The organism is Brasilonema sennae CENA114, assembly GCF_006968745.1.
GTDB lineage: Bacteria > Cyanobacteriota > Cyanobacteriia > Cyanobacteriales > Nostocaceae > Brasilonema > Brasilonema sennae.
Map to the genome: position 1 here is coordinate 3,188,659 of NZ_CP030118.1, position 20,361 is coordinate 3,209,019.

The window sequence follows — 20,361 nt, forward strand, 5'->3', positions numbered from 1 at the left end:
TGTGGAGTAGAGTATAAGACTCATATTTGATTTTTGTGAAAGTGGCTGTGTTCTGCGCTTAAAAACTCACTACATTTGATATTCCCGTTCGGAGGTTCGACGAAGCCTGTTAAGCGTTCCCTTAAATAGTCAAATAATTTACGGATAATTAACAAAGTAAGCTTTGTTATATTTGTCAGTAGCGGATTGCTAGAATTAGGCAAATAAAGCAGGAACGTGGGACACCCGCTGCTCCTGCTTATATAACCTGAATCTAGACTTAATGCCAAAGTAGGTGTTGGAGCAGACACAGCACAAACCTATTTGTGTTGTTGGTTCTGCTTCTTTTCCTTTTGTGTCTCTACGACATCAAAAACTCTTGCAAGAGGTTAATTTTTGAGAACCCTAACTTTTAATAAAGTTCCTCTTCCTTATGGGTTTCGATGGTGCAGTTAGACTTTGGATAAGCCACACAGGTCAGTACATATCCATTACCAATCTGGTCGTCGTCTAAGAAAGATTGGTCACCTTGGTCAACCTCACCCTCTTTGATCAGACCAGCACAGGTAGAGCAAGCACCAGCGCGGCAAGAGTAGGGCAGGTCAAGACCAGCTTCTTCAGCAGCGTCTAGAATATAAGTATCGTCCTCAACGTCAATTGTTTCGTTCAGGCCTTCAGCTTCGTTGATCAGTGTTACTTTGTAAGTTGCCATTTCGTAATTCTCTGTTTTGCAAATGGACTGTATAAGTTATGCTGAAGCAAAAATTACGGCTTTTCTTATCGGAAGAGCCGCGAATTATAATTAGCTTCACCTTTGATACTACGAGAAAAATAAAAGGATGTAACCAGAAATTGAACTCGATTAGTAATGAAATTTTGCGAGTTAATTATGATAAATTTATCTTATAAAAATCAGCATCAGGTTGCTAGATTGTTAAATAAAGTTACAGAAACTTCTGTTAAAAATCTTAATCATTAATATTGTATAAAAGGCAACGATGCATTTCAGTACTACGTGCAGATGAATTTTACCCGCAAGATCGGTAGCGGATATTTCCGTAGATGCCCTAAAAGACAATGTGGAAGCACAATATTGTTATACTCCCACAATTATTGTCTTTAATCTATTCTGGCTACATCTTTGGTATTAACGAACCAGGTTTGTCTAGAGTTACCTTGGTCAGATACAATTCCATTACCCTCAATGTGCACTTCCAAGTGCTGGTGTTGACCAAACGATATCCCCTTATAATCTTTAATTTCAATCCAGGAAAATGGAATTTTATCATTTGCTTGACGTGTAACCTGTTCCTTGTCCTGAAAAGTGGGGTCTTGCTTAAAAATTGTATTGTTCCTGAGAGTTAAAGTACCTGACATTAATAGATCCTTATTTGATGACGAATAGTTTCTTCTAATGCTTTTATAATTGTGAGTCAAAGCAACTTATGCATTTGCTTACACTCCCAAATTCAGCCACCCATACTCACTACATTCCCAGACGAGTTACGACGCAAACTGTGATAAAAAACGCCGACACTTACTAACAGTACCATAAACAAGATCCTCTATTTTTCCCCTACACCCTTACACCCTTACACACGCCCTTCGGGTTCGCCAGTCGCCTACGGAGGGAAACCCTCCTGCAGCGCTGGTCTCACCAGATACCTAGGTCGGGAGACCCTCCTGCAGTACTGGCTCCCCTACACCCCTTTCTTGGTAATTTCTTTGACTAATCAAGCGCAATTGTGTACTTCTCCGATGATGGTTTCCCCCTACCTTGTCGCCAGCAGTTATCCGCTTCCCATGCACCATTTTCAGATTGTCGCTTGCGGCTGCGGACGGTGAGTGTGTTACCTTCAAATTGGAACAGGTGATATTGCCAAGAGGTGGCGGTGACGAGTTCTTTGATGGATGCGCCAAAAGTTCCCGCACAGATGCGGTGAAGTCCGCGTTCAGCGTCGTATTCATAGAAGCCCTTTTGTGCTTGGTGGACATGTCCGTGGAGGAAAAAGCGGAAACCACTGACCGCTAAACGTTGTAGAAAATCGCTTTCTTTGATACGGTGAGACCAGTGCTGCAGGAGGGTTTCCCTCCGTAGGCATCTGGCGAACCCGGAGGGTCATCGTAGGGGCTGTCGAGGGGATGGTGCCAAACTGCGATTTTCAGGCAGTTTTGATATTCTTGATTTTGGCGGATAGAGTTAAGGGCTTTGCTGAGGGCTGAGGGGTTGATGCTAGGGCGAGATTTGTAGTGGTGATCCAACTCCCAAGCAGAATTTAGCCCCAAGATGAGGATGTTTTGTTCTTTGAAGTGGTGCAAAATGCCTTGCTCGTCATACTCTAAAGGATAAGGTTGGTGTTTGATGGATTCATAGAATTTGCTGAAGTGGGCAAAGCGCTGTTTATATTTTTCTTCCTCTCGAACTTCGATGTAGTTACCATCCTCATAATAGCTTCCTGGTTTGAGTTGACCTTGATAGTTTTTGCGCCTATGTGATGTGTAAGCATCTTCTGAGAATTTCCAATTGAGGTCATGGTTACCAGGAACGATGACAATTTGCTCTTGCTTGAGTTGGAATTCTTGGCAGAGTTTGGTAGAGTCGATGTCAGGTAGTCGGGTAAGGTTCGAGCGTCACCGCTCTCCCCTCCCCTAAGAACGCAGCATGAGACTTTCGCACTCACTGCGCTCAAGCCTTACTTCAAGCGAGTTGACTTGGATTTTGTGTGTACCTGCTTATGACACGCTTTGTGTAGATGCTGAAGGTTTTTTACGTCATCAAGTCCACCTTGAGCAACAGGTACGATGTGATGGGTTTCTATTTCCTCTCCATTGAATAATGGTTCACCACAGGTACATTTCCAGTCTTGGTTTTGAGCGATTTTATAATTCCGAGAGTTTTTCTCCCAGTAGCTCTTACCATATTTTTGGTGGCGTTTTTCCCAATATTCTTTGAGTGAGGGGTCATCCGGTGATGCTTCCCCCTTGACCTTTACATGGCGTTCGATGGGCGTGTACGCTATCGGGTATAGGATTAAATCCTTTTGTTTGCCTCGGCGGTCGCTAGTAGATGTAGCGAACGTCCATTTCTTGCGATTTCTGGTCTGAAAGTAACGTTTCCGTACCCATTTTGTGTTCTTGTTGGGATGGCGACGTTTAGCCCAACGCCAGAGGTATTGCCATATTCTACTTTTGACATATTCAAAGGTTTCTTTACTAACCACACCTCTGTAATAATTAGCAAAACCTCGGAGAATTGGGTTCAGTCTTTTGATGACTACCTCTTGTTCACATCCGTTCATTGCTTTTATTTCTTGACCGATTCGTTTACAAAAGTCTAAGACTTTCTTTTTCGAGGGTTTGATAAGCAGTTTGCCATTATAATGGCGGTGATTGAAGCCGAGGAAGTCAAAACCATCTGCCATTGACGTTATGAACGTTTTCTCCGTACTGAGATTCAAACCTCTTTCTGACAGCCATTGCTGAATCTGGATTTGGGCATTTTCGAGGCTTCCTTTGTCTCTAGCTGTGACTATAAAATCATCAGCGTACCTAACCACTCCAAGTTTTGGATTGGTGGATTTTATAAAGGTTTCTAATCCATGCAATCCGATATTGGCTAGGAGCGGGGAGCAAACCCCTCCTTGTGGTGTACCCGTTTCTGTCGGGCTGTATATCCCTTCAAAGATAAATCCAGCTTTTAACCATCCTTTGATTAGGTTTTTGTTTGGGAAATTACCTAGTTGTCTAAGGATAGATTCATGGGCAATATTGTCGAAGAATCCTTGAATATCAGCTTCTAAAACCCAGTTATTTCTAGCATTTGGACTTGCATTTAATCTTATCCAATTTTGTGCTATGGCATCATGACAGCTTCTACCGCACCTGAATCCATAGGAGTTTGGTTCAAATACGGCTTCCCATTCGGGTTCTAGTGAATTGACTATTATTGCCTGTTCGATTCTGTCGCGCACGGTTGGGATTCCGAGCGGTCGTTTCTTACCGTTGGCTTTGGGGATCATTACCCGTTTTGTAGGATCTTGATTTCCTCCACTCCAGTTGTTTACCAGCTTCACTCGCTGCTTTGGGGTATTGATTATTTCTTTGTCAATTCCTGCCGTTGCTTTACCCTTATTGGTCTGAGTGATTTTCCGAACAGAGAGTAATAGGTTGGCGTAGCTTCTTTGCATTAACTTTTGGAGGTTTCTCAACTTCCGCCAGTTACCAAGTTTTCTCGCGAGAAAGATTCTTTGACGCAGATTCCTAACCGCTTTGTTGATTTTTCGCCAGTTGATTTGGCTCCAATCTTCTAGTGGTTTTCTTAGTCCGTTTGTTGTACCGAGGTACGACATCTAACTTGTCCTTGAATTAAGTTTCTTTGTGAGTTTCTCTTTCTCATAAGACCCAGAGTAAGTCTGCTATTCCTTTCGGTCAGGGGCAAAGTTTGAACCCCTATCTCGTTCATTACAAACGGGCTTTTGCTTTTTACTCCATCCTTTACCCTCCAGAGGATTCTGCTTTCCTTGCGGTTAGCTTACTATTGGTATCGACATCCTATAGACTCTATGGGGTTTACCTTGTTGTTTCGCTTAGTGTATATTCTCCTTTAGATGTTGACTTTCCTGCGGTGGGAGTTATATTCACACGATTTATAGAGCATAAAACCATAAATCTACCCACTTACCTTTTGGTTGGAACCTGTCAGCCTGATTTGGCTCCCTGTGCGATGACGCAGTTTAAACATCAATTTACTTTTGTTCATCTTGGGAGAACTCCCTCTTGCTCCTTACCACTTTGGGCTAGTAGTTAAGGTTACGTTTGTGGTCTGCATTCCGCCTGTTTCGTTACCTACTTGGGCGTGACCGGACTCCGGAAAGTCTTTTACATTAGGGTAGAGAGTGTGAATTCTCTAGGAGAGTCGGCTCTCCGTTCTAAACGACCTTTCAAGTCGCGCTTATCCCGAGCACCTCTCAGTTAGAGCCGAGCGTACCCATTTCTGTGTACTCGGCTCCCGATATTCTTAGGGTTTTATCCCTTTTGCCCATGTGGATGTAATCGTGACAAGATTCGTGTACAGCTAATAGATTTTTTGTCTTCCAGTTGTCATGGTTTCCGTCTGTATGGTGGAGATTTACCCGTTCTTCACTGGTAAATTTTATTCCACAGTATCCACATGTATGGTTTTGCTTCTGTAGTGCTTTAGAGGTGTGCCCATCATACAACTTGCTGTTGCGCTGGCTCCAGTAAGTTAAGTCTCCGTCAAAGGGAGACTTATCCCCTTTGACCATGATGTGAGCGTTTTCGGAGTAGGAAACCTTTGGGAACGCTTTGTCTAGTAATTTCTTACTGGAGTATCGGTCGTTTTTGGCTTCCTTATTAAATACCTTGTATGCTCTTGTTTCGATGTGGTATAGCGAATTTCGCGATCCATCCATCTTGCAGAATCTATGGTAGTTTCTCCATCCTCTAACCAAAGCAGCTAATTTCTCAGCTTTTATTTTGGAACCATAATTCGAGTTGTTGACAATGGCTTTTACTTTCTGACGGAATTTTTTGAAGTTATCCACTGAAGGGGTGCTTCTGAATTTTCCGTTGTTTTGCACTTTGAAATGCCAACCAAGGAAATCAAATCCATCTGTCGCAGCGGTAATGCATGTTTTTTTCTCGCTTGCCTTCATCCCTCGTTCTGCTAGAAAATGACCTATCTTTGCGAGTATCTCAGTAGCATCGTCTTGTGGTCGAAGTATTATAACCATGTCATCTGCGTAGCGGACTGATGGTTCGTACGGTTTTCCGTCGTGTCTGTATTTATGGACACTTTCGATACCATTAAGAGCAATGTTGGCTAAAAGCGGACTGACTACACCACCTTGAGGTGTTCCTTGTTCTGGAAACTCTGGGTTTACTCCTGCCTTTAGGCATCAGAATATACCTGTTTTGATACCCTGTGGGGCAATAAGGTTCTCCATAATAGTGGTGTGATTAATCCTGTCGAAACACTTTTCAATATCGAGTTCTATGACTCGTTTGTTGATTCCATTACTTTTGGAGCGAAGGTTATTGAACAGGAGTTTCTGCGCATCGTGTGCGCTTCTTCCCGGTCTGAATCCGTAGCTTTTTTCGTGGAATAGTGCTTCATGTGCTGGTTCTAGAGCGTACTTCGCGATAGCTTGCCAAGCTCTGTCTGCAATAGTTGGAATTTTTAGCATTCTGGTACTGCCATCCTTTTTTGGGATGGGAATACTACGTAACTTCTGGTGTTTCCAGTTGTTAGTGGATGCATTAAGCAGTTTTTCTAGTTCAAATCGTTCCTCAATGGTGAGGGATTTTTTGCCGTCGATTCCTGCCGTTTTCTTTCCAGCGTTTAACTGAGTTACTTGACGGATGGCCATCCATCTAGCCGCTTGGGATTTCAGAATAAGTTTCTGAAGGGACATTGCTTTACGCTTGTCTCCCGCTCGAATTGCTTTATATATTCTCGTTTGTAGGCGGAATAAGTTACGTCTGAATTTCTTCCAGGGTAAATTCTTCCACGATTCACTAGTTGTTACACTGTGTCTAATCATGCTCTAACTCCGGGGAATATACTCTGAATACCTTGCAGCCAATAAGCCGCATCCTACCCGAATCAGGGGACTTCCGTATCTCGTCTTACCTACATGGGGTTCGACCTTCCCATGACCCTTGATTCGTTTTTATTCGTTCCTTCGATAGATTGATGAGCCACTGCGTTGCCGGGGTTCCCCCGGTTGAAGCATGTGGCGTTGTTCCGTTAGGTAGTGCCACTTTAACCATCAGAACCCCTAGATTCTTGCCGCTGTCATTGTTGAACTCGGCGGGATTTGACTCTGATAAAGTCGGGGGTTTTGGTTATGCCCCGCTTAGTAATAGGTTACTTTTTTAGGCATCGATTTTACCGTGGGAACTCCCTGTTAGCGCAAAGTCTGCCGGGGGAAGCTTCCCCCGGCGAGCTTTGCACCAGTGTCAACCCATAACAGTCGTCTGATTGTGCCCTGTTTCCAGCTTCACTCTACAAGAACCGAGCTTGTTCGGTGTGGACAGATAAGGAGTCACGCCTGAATCTGGCGGGTAGGGCTTGCACCTACATCTCATCGAAAGTTCAACTCTTAAGAGTTGGTGAGGTTATTTACGGACTGGTTACCGTGATTCACTCACAACGAATCGCACAACAATCTAACTTGCAGGCGGAATAAATCTTTCCGGAATTTCTTCCAGGGTAGATTCTTCCAAGATTCACTAGTCCGGTGACTGTGCCTAATCATGCTCGTGCTCCTTTTGATTGTTTTCTGAACACCTTTCAGCAATTACGCTGAATCCTACCCGAGTTAAGAGAGTTCCGTATCTCGTCATACCTACCTTGGGTTCGACCGCCCAGGACTCTTAACTCGTTTTTATTCGTTCCTCAGGAGAGATTGTTTTGTGCCGTCAGATGGAACCAATTTGACTACCAGATCCCCTTACTCTTTGCCACTTGCTTAGACACCATTGGCGGGTTTTTCTCTGGTGAAGTCAGGGGTTTTGTGTTTATGCCCTGCTTGAGGTTAAGTCACTTTCTTAGGTTCTATTTTCATCTTGTGCACTCCCCGTTAGCGCAAAGCTCGCCGGGGGGAGTATCCCCCCGGCAGACTTTGCGCCAGTGTCAGTCCATAACAACCGTCTGATTGCGCCCTGTTCCCAGCTTCACTCTACAAAATTCCGAGTTTGTTCGGTGTGGGCAGATAGGGAGTCACCTCTGAGTTTGAGGGGAAGGGCTTTCACCTTCATTTCTCCTGAAGTTCAACTTGTTGACATTACAACGAAGTTGGCTTGCTTATGTACGGATTTTCACCGTGATTCAGCTAGCAACGAATCGCACGTCTAAAAACTCTTTGGCTGCGTCGTATTCTTCTGAGGTGGATTTGTTAGCAATGTCACCGGAGAGGATGAGGACATCGAGGCGGGAGCAATCGAGTCCTATTTTGAGATCATCTGCGAGTTGGCTACACCATAAATCTGCATTTTCAAGCGTGCCAAAGTGCAAGTCGGAGAGATGGAGAATGTAAGTCATGGAGATAGAAATGGGTGTTGGGTGTGGGCGAGGTGGTTGAGTTAGGGTGTAGTTGTAGAATTTGCAACGGTTTTGTATTTTAGAGATTGTATCTAGTAGATAGGTTTTTGTGGTTGTTGATAAAAGATGAGTTAATTCTGGTAGTTTTTCAGGACTAGCGATTTCTCCTAACGCATCAGCCGCACTGCTACGCACAGAAGAATGTTCATCGTTCAAAGCTTGAATCAGTCCAGTTACTGCTGTGGAATTCCCGATATTTCCTAACGCATTAGCCGCACTGCTACGCACAGAAGAAGGTTCATCGTTCAAAGCTTGAATCAGTCCAGTTACTGCTGTGGAATTCCCGATATTTCCTAACGCATTAGCCGCGCTCCTAAGCACATGAAAATATTCATCGTTTAAAGCTTGAATCAGTGGAGTGACTGCTCTGAAATCCCCGATATTTCCTAACGCATTAGCCGCGCTCCTACGCACATGAGAATCTTCATCGTTTAAAGCTTGAATCAGTGGAGTGACTGCTGTGGAATTCTCGATTTTTCCTAACGCATTAGCCGCGATCCAACGCACATGAAAATATTCATCGTTTAAAGCTTGAATCAGTGGAGTGACTGCTCTGAAATACCCGATTTTTCCTAACGCATTAGCCGCGCTCCTACGCACATAAAAATGTTCATCGTTTAAAGCTTGAATCAGTCCAGTGACTGCTGTGGAATCCCCGATATTTCCTAACGCATTAGCCGCGCTCCTACGCACATGAGAATCTTCATCTTTTAAAGCTTGAATCAGTCCAGTGACTGCTGTGGAATCCACGATATTTCCTAACGCATTAGCCGCGCTCCTATGCACATAAGAATCTTTCTGGTTTAAAGCTTGTAGCAAGGGCGAAATTGCATGTTCAGAACGTGTTGTGCTTAATAACTCAAATTTAAGTTCTTGAGAAACTTCTAACCCAACAACTAACGCCACCGTCTGCACTTGAAATTCTGGTTTTACCGCACCTGCTAGCCTTGCTACCAACTTCAGATCCACCTCTAACGCTAACTTTACCACCCGCAGCGCTTGTTTCTCTTCTTCCAGTAACCCCAACATCAAGGCTAGGGGTTCAGTCCATTGCAGGTAATTCAAATATTCCCGTTTCAGCTTGTCGTCACTAAAGTGGGGTAACTGCTTGAGTAGACTCTCGGCAGTGTAATATTCTTGAATCAGTTGGTGTTTAAACTCAATTTTGTTTTCTGTACCAAGTTGAATCAGGTGATACTTGAGTAAATCATCAAGCCATTCGAGTGCTTTCCAGGGTTGATGATATCCCTGCTGTTGCAGAAACTCCTTGAGTATATCCTGTGCTTCTTGCTTGGGAATGGCAACTTGGAACTCAGTCGATTCACTTGCTTGAGTCATCTTTAAGGCTAAATGTTGCAACAGTCGCCGCCACCACTGGCGAGACTCATCTGTTACCAGAACACCCTCCAAGCGCTTGTTCTCACAAAACTGGGTAAACTCGCGAAACACCATTCCCAGATTTGGCGGTATTTTACCCGTCCCTATGAAAACAGAACACAGCATCTTCAGCAACAGTGGTGTTTCCCCAAACTTCTGTAGGCGAGTACCCAACTGTCGCAGCATCTGCTCTCCCTGCTAGCGAAAAGCTGTGTTTTCATCTCCGCCTAGAAATTTTTCCTGATTTATCTCAATCTCAGCAACGCCTCAAGATTTCTCTATGTCTAATCTACCGCCGACAACTCCAGAACCTGAAACTCAATCACTCACAGAATTTGAACGCAACATTTTGGAAAAAGAATACTTTTTCTTGCAAACGACTATCGAAGACTACAATAAACAAATTTGGGTTATCAAAGCTCTTGGTATCACAGGCACTGGGGCTATTTTAGCGTTGATGTTACAGCAAAAAACTAATGGAAGTGCGTTAGCGCCTTGCGCGGCTCCCTCCGGGAGCATCGCCTTAATTGGTTGTGCAATTCCCGTATTTTTCTGGATATTAGAAAGTCAATGGAAATACTTTCAGCGCGGTTTCTATCCTCGTGTTGCAGAGATTGAGTCTATTCTCGCCAATCATGGATTACGATGTCCTTGCATATACGGCGGATGGACTCATGCTGTCAAGCATAGTTCTTTCTCGCCCAAACGTAGCAATTACCTCAAGGATGGTTTGTTAAACCCTAGTGTGTATGTGAGCTACGTGTTAGAAATTGGGTTTTTGTTACTCATGGCTATTATTGCACCTAGCTTGACGAAGTAATTACGGCAAAATTCAGGAGTCAGTGGTTAGTAATACGCTTCTCTTTTTTGATTTCACGAAGGCGATCTGCAAAGGAGCGCAGCAGCGAAGCTATTGCTCCGCAGGAGGGGGCGCTTTGCGCGATCGCTCTTTGGGCGGTGCGAAAAGGGTATAACTGAGTTCAGCAAGTGCGTTAGCTCAGATCTTGCACCTCTGGCTGAGTACGCCCAGAACTTAAGTTCTGGGCTAATAAACACGCGTCCGTTAAAACGGACTAAAAAACTTACTCAGTCCGTTTTAACGGACTTGGACTTTGAGCCAAGAAATTTATTTCTTGGCGGACAATGTGTGACACAATTTCTACCAAATGACTCATGAATACAGTTATCAGTTATCACCCTTCGGGAACGCCCGTCGCCTCTGTCGGGAAACCCTCACTTCGACAAACTCAGTGCACAACCTGGAGCACTGGACTCACTTTTACTGTTTACTGTTTACTGTTTACTGTTCACTGTTCACTGATTTGGTCACTTCCTCAGCAATCGTAAACCACTCAGAGTCACCAACACCGTAGAACCCTCATGCCCAATCACCCCAATAGGTAAGTTAATTCCTCCTACAAAATTACCAACCAAAAGCAAAACAATAAAACCCAAAGCAACAGTAATATTTTGCTTGACGATCGCCTGCGCTCTTTTACCCAAACGCATCGCTGCTTCTATTTTCTCCAATCGATCTGCCATCAATATAATATCTGCGGTTTCCAATGCGACATCACTGCCAATCTTGCCCATCGCAATTCCCACAGATGCTTGAGCTAAGGCTGGGGCATCATTGATACCATCTCCCACCATTGCCACAGTTTGATACTCTTTCTGTAAACGACGGATGATATCAAGCTTATCTTCTGGTAAAAGTTCTGCATACACTTGATCAATTCCTACTGCTTGGGCGACGCTGTGAGCAGTGCGATTATTATCGCCTGTTAACATGACAATTTGCTCGACTCCCAGTTTTCTTAAGCGGGCGATCGCTCTTGCTGCTTCTCCTCTGACTTCATCTGCAATGACAATCACACCCAGCACCTGTTCTCCTTGTGCAACCCAAACAACCGTTTTACCCTCCTGTTGTAACAAGTCTGCTGAATCCTTCAATTCACTCGCGTTTAAAACCTCACCCCTGCCCCTCTCCTTACTAAGGAGAGGGGTGCCCGTTAGGGCGGGGTGAGGTAATACACTTGGTAAATGAGTTACATACTGTTGGACAAAATCCGCTTTCCCGACAATAACCTCTTGGTGTCCGTTCATACCCAAAATTCCTTGTCCTGGTATTGCTCGTACTTCAACTGCTCTTGACCAATTCAAATCACGAGCAGCCTGCACAATAGCTTCGCCTATAGGATGTTCGGAAGAAGATTCTACAGAAGCAGCCACCTTCAACACATCTGCTTCTGTATATCCACTAGTAGGAATGACTTGAAAAACTTGCAGTTGTCCTGTTGTTAGGGTACCAGTTTTGTCGAAGGCGATCGCCCGAACTTTACCAATCATTTCCAACTGGGCACCATTCTTGAACAAAATTCCTTGTCTTGCACCCTGAGCAATCCCAGAAAGCAACGTGGGCATAATTGCAGCCATCAGAGCACAGGGAGAAGCAACCACCAAAAAGGTAAGAGCACGATAAATCGTCGTTTCCCAGTCCCAATTCAAGACAAATGGCGGTAAAATTGCCAGCAACAACCCAGCCACCACAATAACCAGCGCATATCTCCGTTCAAATCGCTCAACAAATTGTTGAGAAGGAGGTGCTTCTGTTTGTGCTTGTTCTACCAGACGAATCACACGCTGAAGTAAACTGCTTTCTGGTGGTTGATGCACTTTAAGCTTGAGCGCACCATAACCGTTGAGCGTACCTGCAAAGACTTCCTCACCCACCGTCTTCTCTATAGGTACGGACTCACCTGTGATAGCAGCTTGGTTAACGGTACTCAAACCAGAAACAATCATTGCGTCGGTGGGAATGAGTTCCCCTGGTTTGACAACAATTTCGTCTCCCACCTTTAGCTGACTGATGGAAATGATTTCCTCCCTTCCAGAACGCAAAACCCGTGCTGTATCTTGTGTCAAGCTCATCAAAGAGCGGATACTGCGCTCGGTTCGTTGCATGGCGTAGCCTTCCAGCGCCCCACTAATCGCAAAGATGAGAATTAAGATTCCCCCATCAAGAATAAGATGGTATTCCCTTTTCCACAAGCCCAAGATCGCAGCACCCAACGCCGCCACAATCATCAGCAAATCTACATCCAGTTCTTTTTCTTTGAAAAGCGTTGTCAGTCCTTCACGGGCGCTTTCATAACCACCAATAACGTAAGCTGCAGGTAATAGTAGCAGCGCCCATCCTAAAAAATTGAGATGTAAGGCGAACCATCCGAAAAACAACAGCACTCCACAAAGGATGGCGGCGAAAGCTTCTGTATGTTCTTTGGTGAATTGAGTTAGACGTTGTGGGTAGAGCATGAGAGTGACATTATCAACACTCTCTCAGGCTAAACCTTGACATTAATGTCAATGTCAAGTGTTACGCACAGAAGTTGTCGCATCTGATGTAAAATCATATTCAGGCGACAATCGCATAAAAAATGAGTCAAAATAACGCGTTAGTCATAGGCATCGACTGTAGCACAACAGCCTGTAAAGCCATTGCATGGAACCAGGAAGGGAAAGCTGTCGCTTTTGGAAAAGCATTTTATCCACTATTACAACCGCAAGCAAATTGGTACGAACAGGATGCGGCACGGTGGTGGCATAGTACCTGCGAGGCTATACAACAATTACTAACTCAAATCAACGTATCACAAGTAGAGGCAGTTTGCATTACTCATCAACGGGAAACTTTTGTGGCAGTAGATAGGGAGGGTAAACCTGTTCGCAATGCGATCGCCTGGATGGATAAACGCAGCCGTAACCAAGTTACTTTCCTAGATGAAAAATTTGGCGGACAATACAACCAAGTTACTGGTAAACCCGTCTCTATGACGCCTTCTTTATCTAAAATCATCTGGTTAACCCAACATGAACCAGAAAATGTTGCCCGCACCTATAAATTTTTAGATGTTCATGGCTTCTTGGTGTATCACCTAACTGGAAATTTTCGTACCAGTTTGGCTTGTGCTGATCCAATGGGAGCAATGAATATGGAAGCTCATTGCTGGGCAACAGATTTACTCACGTCACTCGAATTGCGAGAAGAACAATTTGCTGAATTGGTACCACCAGGAGAAGTTATTGGCTATGTCAACGATACTGGTGCTGTTGCTACAGGATTACCTAAAGGTTTACGAGTCATTGCGGGTGCTGGTGATGGGCAGTGTGCAGGTTTAGGTGCTAATGCTGTGGGCAATAGTCGGGCTTATCTTAATTTAGGTACGGCAATAGCAAGCGGCATAATCAGTAAGGAGTATTTTGTCAATCCGTCATTTCGCACCATGTATGCACCCATTGCAGGGTCTTATTTTCTAGAAACTGTTCTTCTTGGTGGTGTCTTTACTCTTACCTGGTTTGTAGAAAAGTTTGCCAGCGACTTACACAACTGCAATCTTAACCTCAGTCCACTAGAGATACTGGAAACTGCTGCAGCAAAGGTATCTCCTGGCGCTGAAGGATTAATGTTAGTGCCTTACTGGAACAACGTTATGAATCCTTACTGGGATGCTAATGCTACTGGTATCACAATTGGTTGGACAGGTACCCACGGTAAAGAACATTTTTACCGAGCTATCTTAGAAGGTATTGCCTTTGAGCAAAGACTTGTAGGGGATGCAGTCATGTCAGCCACAAACCAACGTTTTAACGAATATGTAGTCATGGGTGGTGGAAGCACAAGCAATCTTTGGTGTCAAATTTTAGCGGATGTGACTGGTATACCAATAGTGCGTTCTACAACCACAGAAGCGACTTGTTTAGGAGCGGGGATTCTCGCAGCAGTTGCAGTTGGATGGTATCCTGATATTGGTACAGCCGCAAAATGTCTGACTCACACTGCTGAGCGTTTTACGCCTTCTGAGGAAAGGCAGGCTATCTACTCTAAACTTTATAGCGAAGTTTACAAGCCATTATTTCCTAGCATTCAGTCGTTGGTAAACAAGCTAACCGATTTAACAACCACTGCCACTAAATTATAGTCTATAGTCAAGGAATTTTGACAAAATGGCGAAAATTCTTATTCTGGGTGCAGGTGTTATGGGGACTGCTATCAGCTTCCCTCTAACTGATAACGGACATATCGTTCATCTAGTCGGAACCCATCTGGACGGTGATATTATTTCTAAGCTTCAGGCTGGTTATCCTCATCCTGGGTTACGCTTAAAAGTTGCTGAAAGTCTTAAACCTTATACCCACGACAAATTAGCTGAGGCAATAGAGGGTGTAGATTTAGTTGTCTTAGGAGTTAACTCTCATGGTATCGAGTGGGTAGCACAAGCCCTCAGTTCCGTATTGTCTCCAGAAATTCCCATCCTAGCAGTCACAAAAGGATTAGCAGGAGATGGTGAAAAATTGTCTATTTTGCCAGATGTTCTCCGTGCCGGGTTGCCTGTTAAATATCAAAAGGATGTACAAATAGCTGCTATTGGTGGTCCTTCCATTGCACAAGAATTGGCAGCTCGTCGTCATACTTGCGTGGTATTTACTGGTACAAATCAAGCTTTACTAGATAAGCTAGCTGGGTTGTTGCGTACAAATTACTATCACGTCTGGACAAGTACCGACATGATTGGTGTCGAAGTGTGTGTCGCCCTCAAAAATGTCTACGCCTTGGCAGTGGGCTTGGTGATAGGATTCTTAGAAAAAGAAGGTAAGGCTGCTAATGGTGCTGATATGCACAATCTAGCCGCTGCAATCTTTGCCCAAGGAATGCAAGAGACAGCTTATTTAGTTGAAAAAATGGGTGGTAAATCCCACAGTGTTTATAGTCTTCCTGGTACTGGTGATTTGTATGTCACCTGTCAAGGTGGACGTAATAGCCGTATGGGTAGGCTTTTGGGTTTGGATATGCTCTACAGTCAAGCGAAAGCTGAGTATATGCCAAACGATACCATTGAAGGTGCTTCTTTAGCTTTAGCTATTGGAGAAACTGTGGAAGCAATGGTGAAGCGAGGAGATTTAGATGGAGAAGCTTTACCTTTATTGCGTACTATGATTGCAATTGTCTGTGATGATGCACCTGCAAATATTCCTTGGGATAAATTTTTTGCAAATGCTGCGAAAGAATTTAGGTAGTGGGGTATGACAACACTGACTATCAAAGAATTCACTCAAGCAGTGGGAGGCGGGATGACTCCGCGGATGGTTCGCCATTACCATCAACTGGGGTTACTTCCTCAACCAGTGCGATCGCCCAGCAACTACCGCCTCTACACCCAAAAAGACGTTCTCAGGTTACAACGCATCGTCGCACTCAAGCAGCAAGGGTTTCAACTCAACCACATCCGCCAAATACTGGAAGTGGAACCAGAAGAAGACACAACTGCTAGTTTGATGACGCAACTGCAGCAACAATATCGCGCAGTCATACAGCAAATTTCACAACTACGGCAAACAGCATCTGCATTGGAAGGGTTACTAGGGCGCGATCGCGATTGTGAAATCATCCAAGCTGAAGTTTTGGCACAACTCAAGCTACTGGAGGTAGATACTCAAACAGGACTCGGCGGACTGGAAAAACTCTGGAATGGGTTGGATGCTCAAGTTCATGCTCATCCAGAAGCTTTTGCAGAATCCTTGGAACGCTTGCTACCTGAGTTTTCTAGCCGTTCTGAAATTGAACAAGACTTGATCTCAAACCTGGTTTTAGCTTGTGGAGATGTTAGTTTAGCGTCGTTTGTCAGGTTGAGTGATCGGGCGATCGCCACAAGTCGTGAAGTCCTCAAATCCGGCTGTCAGATAGTTGCGGATATTCCAACGGTAGCTGCTGCGTTGGATACAACTCGGTTAGCTCATTTGGGATGTCCGGTAGAAACGTTGATTGATAACTCTCATATTACGACAGCCACAGAAGCAGAAAAAGCATTTTGGCAGGATCAAAAATGGCAGGAAAAATTACAGCAAGTCTCCCCAGGTTGTGTGTTGGTGATTGGCTATGCTCCTAGTGTGCTGCTTTCTGTATGTAAAGCCATTCAAAACCAAGAAATTCAACCAGCGCTAGTCATTGGTATGCCCATTGGCTTTAGTCATGCTCCAGCTGCTAAGCGACAATTGATGCAATCATGCGTACCTTTTATTACAGTTGAAGGAACTTTGGGAGGCGGCTTGTTAGCTGCGACTGTCCTGAATTCTTTGGTAGAGTCACTTATTGAAAAACCTGATTGTCATTGTTACTTACGTCACTCTTAATACTTGTATAGAAAAGTTTCCCCAGCACTGTTTCCGAATTGAACATTTGAGAATAAGATCCAATATCGTTGTGAATCAAAAACTAGGACAAAACAAACTAAACGATGAGATTAGCTGTTTATGGCAAAGGAGGAAGTGGAAAAACCACTATTAGTACCTGCCTTCTGCAATTTCTGAACTATTTCTGTGACTTCCAAGTTTTAGGTATTGATGGCGATCACAATTTGCATCTAGCTGAAGAACTGGGTGCAACGCCCGTCGAAATGCAGCGGGGAGATTTGGGAACTGCACGAGATATTGGTAATGATTTAGATTGGTTGCGTTCTTACTTTGCTGGTACCAATCCGAGAATTACTGCTGATTTACCCATGATAAAAACAACTCCGCCTGGGGAAGGATCGCGTTTGTTGCGGTTAAGAGAACCAGCCGAGTGGCGCGAACGCTATGTCACTCTCATTGATGGAGTTGAATTGATTCGGGTTGGTGATTTTACACAAGACGATTATCGCAAGAAGTGCTTTCATAGCAAAACAGGGGCGATTGAGATTTTCTTAAAGCACGTTTGGGAAGATCACAACGAGGCGATTATTGTTGATATGTCAGCAGGGAAAGATGTTTTCGCTTCACCCTTACCAAGCTTGTTCGACAGAAATATCTATGTTGTCAAACCAACGCGCAAGTCAGTCAGCAATGCAGGAGATTTTCTCGCACACGCCAAAAACTTTGGTCTTGACATGCTAGTCGTGGCGACTGACATCCGTTCCCGTCAGGAAGTCCCAGCAATTGAAAATTATCTCATGCGAACTGTAGATGCAGTCATTCCCCACGACGCATTTTTTGTCCAACGGGACTCGTTAGTTCTGTCTCGTCCACCTCATGTGCGCGAAGCCAGCTTCACGGTGTTGGATGCATTCTACAACTTTACCGATTTATTGCGTCAGCTTCCCTCACATAACTGGGAAAATCTGCTAACTCGAATGCTTTACCATCACGAAGAAACTGCACATGATTGGGCAGGAGTCAACTTTACAGCACAAATTCAACCTGGTTTCAATCCATTTGAGCGCTTTCAAAGCAACAAACTCGCTACAGCTTAACAGTTATCAGTTATCAGTTTGAAGAAGAATTCAGAATACAGCAATTCTTGATTCAGAAGGAAGAAATAAAGAATTCCGACTTCTGACTCCTGACTCCTTCACTGTTCCCTGTTCCCTGTTAATGGTATAATAACCCAGAAAAATACAAAAAGGAATTAATTTAACTGTGATTGGCGTTGCTGTTATTGGCACGGGATTTGGTCAGAAAGTCCATATTCCTGGATTTCTGGCTCATCCTCAGACACAGATCGTTGCTGTATATAACCAAGATTTAAATAAAGCTAAAGCGATCGCACAATCCTACAATATTCCTCACGCCTGCAACACCATCACAGATATCGTTAGGCTGCAAGAAGTCCAAGCAGTAAGCATTTCCACACCGCCATTTTTGCATTACGAAATGGCAAAAGCAGCGCTGCAAGCAGGAAAACATATATTAATCGAAAAACCCACAACTCTAAATGCAGCCGAAGCTAAAGAACTTTACCAGTTAGCCCAAAAAGCAGGCGTGATTGCAGTTGTAGATTTTGAATTTCGGTTTGTACCAGGATGGCAATTATTTTCGGAACTGTTGTCACAAGGTTATGTGGGTTCAAAGCGTTTGATTAGAATTGATTGGCTAGGTTCTTCTCGTGCTGATGCTGGACGCCCTTGGAACTGGTATTCTCGTAAAGACCAAGGAGGCGGTGCATTGGGATCTTTGGGTTCTCACACTTTTGATTATATTCATTGGCTGTTTGGTCCTGTACGCAAGTTAAACGCCCATTTCACTACGGCGATCGCCGAACGACTAGACTCCAACACTGGAGAATTAAAGCCCGTAGAAACCGATGACACCTGTATGCTGATGTTAGAGTTGGCAGATGGGACACCTTGTCAAGTTTCTATCAGTGCTGTGGTTCATGCATCGCGTACTCATTGGATAGAAGTGTATGGCGATCGCGCGACTTTAGTATTAGGAAGTGAAAATCAAAAAGATTACGTACATGGGTTTCGTGTTTTGTCTTCTCAACCAGGTAAAACATTAACTGAAATTGAAATTCCCAATCGGTTATTGTTTCCAGAAAATCACTCTGATGGTCGTATTTCTGCGTTTGTGAGAGTTGTAGATGAATGGGTGCAAGGAATTGAATCCAAAAAACAAATCGTTCCATCCTTACGAGAAGGAATTTACTCTCAGTTATTAATGGATTTATCCCATGAATCTAATAACAGTTCAAGTTGGGTAAATGTACCAAGCTTGGAAGAATTTCTTGCTTAATAGTAGGGTAATTAACGTTTCATCGTAAACCTTACTTCATGACTTATTAAATAAAAAATTATAAACTAACAGCATGTATACACCATCACGATTTTCAGCTTTCTATCTTTTGGATGGGGTGCGAGAGCTTGTTTATAGATCAAAATAGAAACGTCACAGGAAACCTGTTTTGGCAAAGACCTTCATCCCCGACATGCTCGGGGTTTTTTATAATTGATAGGATTTAGTCATTCAGGCTATTTTTTAAATTTGAATCTAGTTTTTCGTAAACAATTTCGGCTTTTTTCTTAAACTTTCATCTTGAAAAAAATATGTATATTCAGTTACATATTTACGTTTTACTCCTTTAGGATGGTGTGAAATTGTTTTCTTCAAATGAAAATACAATACAACACTGGAATACGCTGCATAAATAAAAGCACAGCATACCCCGACAAGATCGGGGTTTTTTTTGGATATAGTTGTATTTACACACAACTCATTGAATCACCCTAAATTTTGGCAAAACCGCCCTGTCGGGCACCCCTCTCCTTTATAAGGAGAGGGGCAGGGGTGAGGTAATTTCTACGGTGTATACACAACTCATCAAATGACTCAAAACTCGGAACCTCACCCTGCCCTGTCGGGCATCCCTCTCCTTATTAAGGAGAGGGAAAAATTTTGAAGATTGGGTTTTGTTCCTACTCACCCGGAATTCACACCTAGCAAGCTGTATGTAATATAGAATTATTCACTTATTAAACAGAATTTCCTGCAGCCGCGCCAACTATGGCAAGCGGAAAGTTGTTAAAACTTAAAACAAGCAACTATATATATAGTGACAACAAACTCATGCCTAGAATAGACCCCGCCAAACTAAAAAAAGTCTCTGTCAGCCTTCCCTTTGGCATCGGTTCCGCTGAATGGCAAGCCGATCCAACAGAACGTCGGGCTGCATGGTCGTTGTATGTTGAACTTGTTACCCGGATTGCTGTTCAACCTCTGGAAATTGACGAAGGACTGTTGCGTGAAGCGCTGACATCTTTATATAGTTTATTTGGCATCACACGGGAAGTCCTCAAACAAGCTGGACCAGATGTTGGTGCATCGCGTGAGTCAGTGGGAGGTATTGCTATAGCGGTGCTGAATAAGGGTTTGCGTCCTTTTCTTGCCAAATGGCATCCACTGTTGCAGACATGGGAAGCACAGCGTCCTCCTCACCTGAGTCTAAAAGAGCATGAGCGCAATTGGTCGCAAGAAGCGAATTTGCGGTATGAGTTGGAAGCGTTGAGAAGGGATTTGGAACAATATGCAAATGCTTTGGCAATCATTGCTGGTGTAGAACAGTAGTGGGG

13 protein-coding genes and 2 pseudogenes are annotated in these 20,361 nt (G+C 43.8%); 7 read left to right on the forward strand and 8 right to left on the reverse strand.

The genetic code is table 11. The annotated features are described in order from the left end of the window. Window positions 1–391 precede the first annotated feature (391 nt). From DP114_RS13565 to DP114_RS13590, 7 genes and pseudogenes are all read right to left on the reverse strand, one after another. Window positions 392–691: a ferredoxin gene (locus tag DP114_RS13565; RefSeq protein ID WP_169263786.1), complete on the reverse strand. Its 300-nt coding sequence runs from the start codon at window positions 689–691 to the stop codon at window positions 392–394. Window positions 692–1,098: 407 nt separating this feature from the next. After that, a complete protein-coding gene (locus DP114_RS13570; RefSeq protein WP_169263787.1) occupies window positions 1,099–1,356 on the reverse strand; it encodes a hypothetical protein in 258 nt (85 codons plus the stop codon). A 651-nt stretch (window positions 1,357–2,007) separates the two neighbouring features. Continuing rightward, window positions 2,008–2,298, reverse strand: coding sequence for a hypothetical protein (locus DP114_RS13575; RefSeq protein WP_172195209.1), 291 nt, complete (start codon window positions 2,296–2,298; stop codon window positions 2,008–2,010). 374 nt (window positions 2,299–2,672) lie between these two features. Further along, window positions 2,673–4,328 (reverse strand): group II intron reverse transcriptase/maturase, encoded by a 1,656-nt coding sequence (gene ltrA / locus DP114_RS13580; RefSeq protein ID WP_169264597.1) that lies wholly within the window; start codon window positions 4,326–4,328, stop codon window positions 2,673–2,675. Between the two features lie 618 nt (window positions 4,329–4,946). Further along, a pseudogene (locus DP114_RS13585) lies at window positions 4,947–6,542 on the reverse strand (group II intron reverse transcriptase/maturase). A 624-nt stretch (window positions 6,543–7,166) separates the two neighbouring features. Beyond that, window positions 7,167–7,259: pseudogene (locus tag DP114_RS36300) on the reverse strand (reverse transcriptase N-terminal domain-containing protein); the annotation flags it as partial. A gap of 572 nt (window positions 7,260–7,831) precedes the next feature. Next, the gene (locus DP114_RS13590) at window positions 7,832–9,667 is read right to left on the reverse strand and encodes a HEAT repeat domain-containing protein (protein ID WP_171976332.1); all 1,836 of its coding nucleotides are present in this window, start codon (window positions 9,665–9,667) and stop codon (window positions 7,832–7,834) included. A gap of 94 nt (window positions 9,668–9,761) precedes the next feature. On the opposite strand from DP114_RS13590, the gene DP114_RS13595 reads away from it, so the two are divergent. After that, on the forward strand, window positions 9,762–10,301 hold the full coding sequence (locus DP114_RS13595; protein WP_169267191.1) for a hypothetical protein: 540 nt from the start codon (window positions 9,762–9,764) through the stop codon (window positions 10,299–10,301). A gap of 506 nt (window positions 10,302–10,807) precedes the next feature. On the opposite strand, the gene DP114_RS13600 is transcribed toward DP114_RS13595, so the two are convergent. After that, on the reverse strand, window positions 10,808–12,796 hold the full coding sequence (locus DP114_RS13600; protein WP_171976333.1) for a heavy metal translocating P-type ATPase: 1,989 nt from the start codon (window positions 12,794–12,796) through the stop codon (window positions 10,808–10,810). A 122-nt stretch (window positions 12,797–12,918) separates the two neighbouring features. Here DP114_RS13600 and DP114_RS13605 point away from each other — a divergent pair, with 122 nt between their 5' ends. The 6 genes from DP114_RS13605 to DP114_RS13630 all read left to right on the forward strand — a co-directional run bounded on the left by DP114_RS13605 (window position 12,919) and on the right by DP114_RS13630 (window position 20,356). Continuing rightward, window positions 12,919–14,460 (forward strand): FGGY-family carbohydrate kinase, encoded by a 1,542-nt coding sequence (locus DP114_RS13605; RefSeq protein WP_171976334.1) that lies wholly within the window; start codon window positions 12,919–12,921, stop codon window positions 14,458–14,460. A gap of 25 nt (window positions 14,461–14,485) precedes the next feature. Next, window positions 14,486–15,556 (forward strand): NAD(P)H-dependent glycerol-3-phosphate dehydrogenase, encoded by a 1,071-nt coding sequence (locus DP114_RS13610; protein ID WP_171976335.1) that lies wholly within the window; start codon window positions 14,486–14,488, stop codon window positions 15,554–15,556. A gap of 6 nt (window positions 15,557–15,562) precedes the next feature. Continuing rightward, window positions 15,563–16,669 carry a precorrin-8X methylmutase gene (locus DP114_RS13615; protein ID WP_171976336.1) on the forward strand — a complete coding sequence of 369 codons (1,107 nt, stop codon included), beginning with the start codon at window positions 15,563–15,565 and terminating at the stop codon, window positions 16,667–16,669. Window positions 16,670–16,773: 104 nt separating this feature from the next. Next, entirely contained in the window at window positions 16,774–17,766 is a 993-nt protein-coding gene (locus tag DP114_RS13620; protein ID WP_171976337.1) for a nucleotide-binding protein, read from the forward strand. 166 nt (window positions 17,767–17,932) lie between these two features. Then, complete coding sequence (locus DP114_RS13625) at window positions 17,933–19,027, forward strand: Gfo/Idh/MocA family protein (protein ID WP_171976338.1); 1,095 nt, start codon at window positions 17,933–17,935, stop codon at window positions 19,025–19,027. Between the two features lie 831 nt (window positions 19,028–19,858). Then, entirely contained in the window at window positions 19,859–20,356 is a 498-nt protein-coding gene (locus tag DP114_RS13630) for a hypothetical protein (protein ID WP_169268955.1), read from the forward strand. The last annotated feature ends 5 nt before the right edge of the window (window positions 20,357–20,361 follow it).

Excerpts from the sequence above, each read along its gene's own strand:
- DP114_RS13570 (WP_169263787.1), bottom strand. The coding sequence starts at position 1,356 with ATGTCAGGTACTTTAACTCTCAGGAACAATACAATTTTTAAGCAAGAC.
- DP114_RS13595 (WP_169267191.1), top strand. The coding sequence starts at position 9,762 with ATGTCTAATCTACCGCCGACAACTCCAGAACCTGAAACTCAATCACTC.
- DP114_RS13630 (WP_169268955.1), top strand. The coding sequence starts at position 19,859 with ATGCCTAGAATAGACCCCGCCAAACTAAAAAAAGTCTCTGTCAGCCTT.
- DP114_RS13615 (WP_171976336.1), top strand. The coding sequence starts at position 15,563 with ATGACAACACTGACTATCAAAGAATTCACTCAAGCAGTGGGAGGCGGG.
- DP114_RS13565 (WP_169263786.1), bottom strand. The coding sequence starts at position 691 with ATGGCAACTTACAAAGTAACACTGATCAACGAAGCTGAAGGCCTGAAC.
- DP114_RS13610 (WP_171976335.1), top strand. The coding sequence starts at position 14,486 with ATGGCGAAAATTCTTATTCTGGGTGCAGGTGTTATGGGGACTGCTATC.
- ltrA (WP_169264597.1), bottom strand. The coding sequence starts at position 4,328 with ATGTCGTACCTCGGTACAACAAACGGACTAAGAAAACCACTAGAAGAT.
- DP114_RS13605 (WP_171976334.1), top strand. The coding sequence starts at position 12,919 with ATGAGTCAAAATAACGCGTTAGTCATAGGCATCGACTGTAGCACAACA.
- DP114_RS13620 (WP_171976337.1), top strand. The coding sequence starts at position 16,774 with ATGAGATTAGCTGTTTATGGCAAAGGAGGAAGTGGAAAAACCACTATT.
- DP114_RS13600 (WP_171976333.1), bottom strand. The coding sequence starts at position 12,796 with ATGCTCTACCCACAACGTCTAACTCAATTCACCAAAGAACATACAGAA.
- DP114_RS13590 (WP_171976332.1), bottom strand. The coding sequence starts at position 9,667 with ATGCTGCGACAGTTGGGTACTCGCCTACAGAAGTTTGGGGAAACACCA.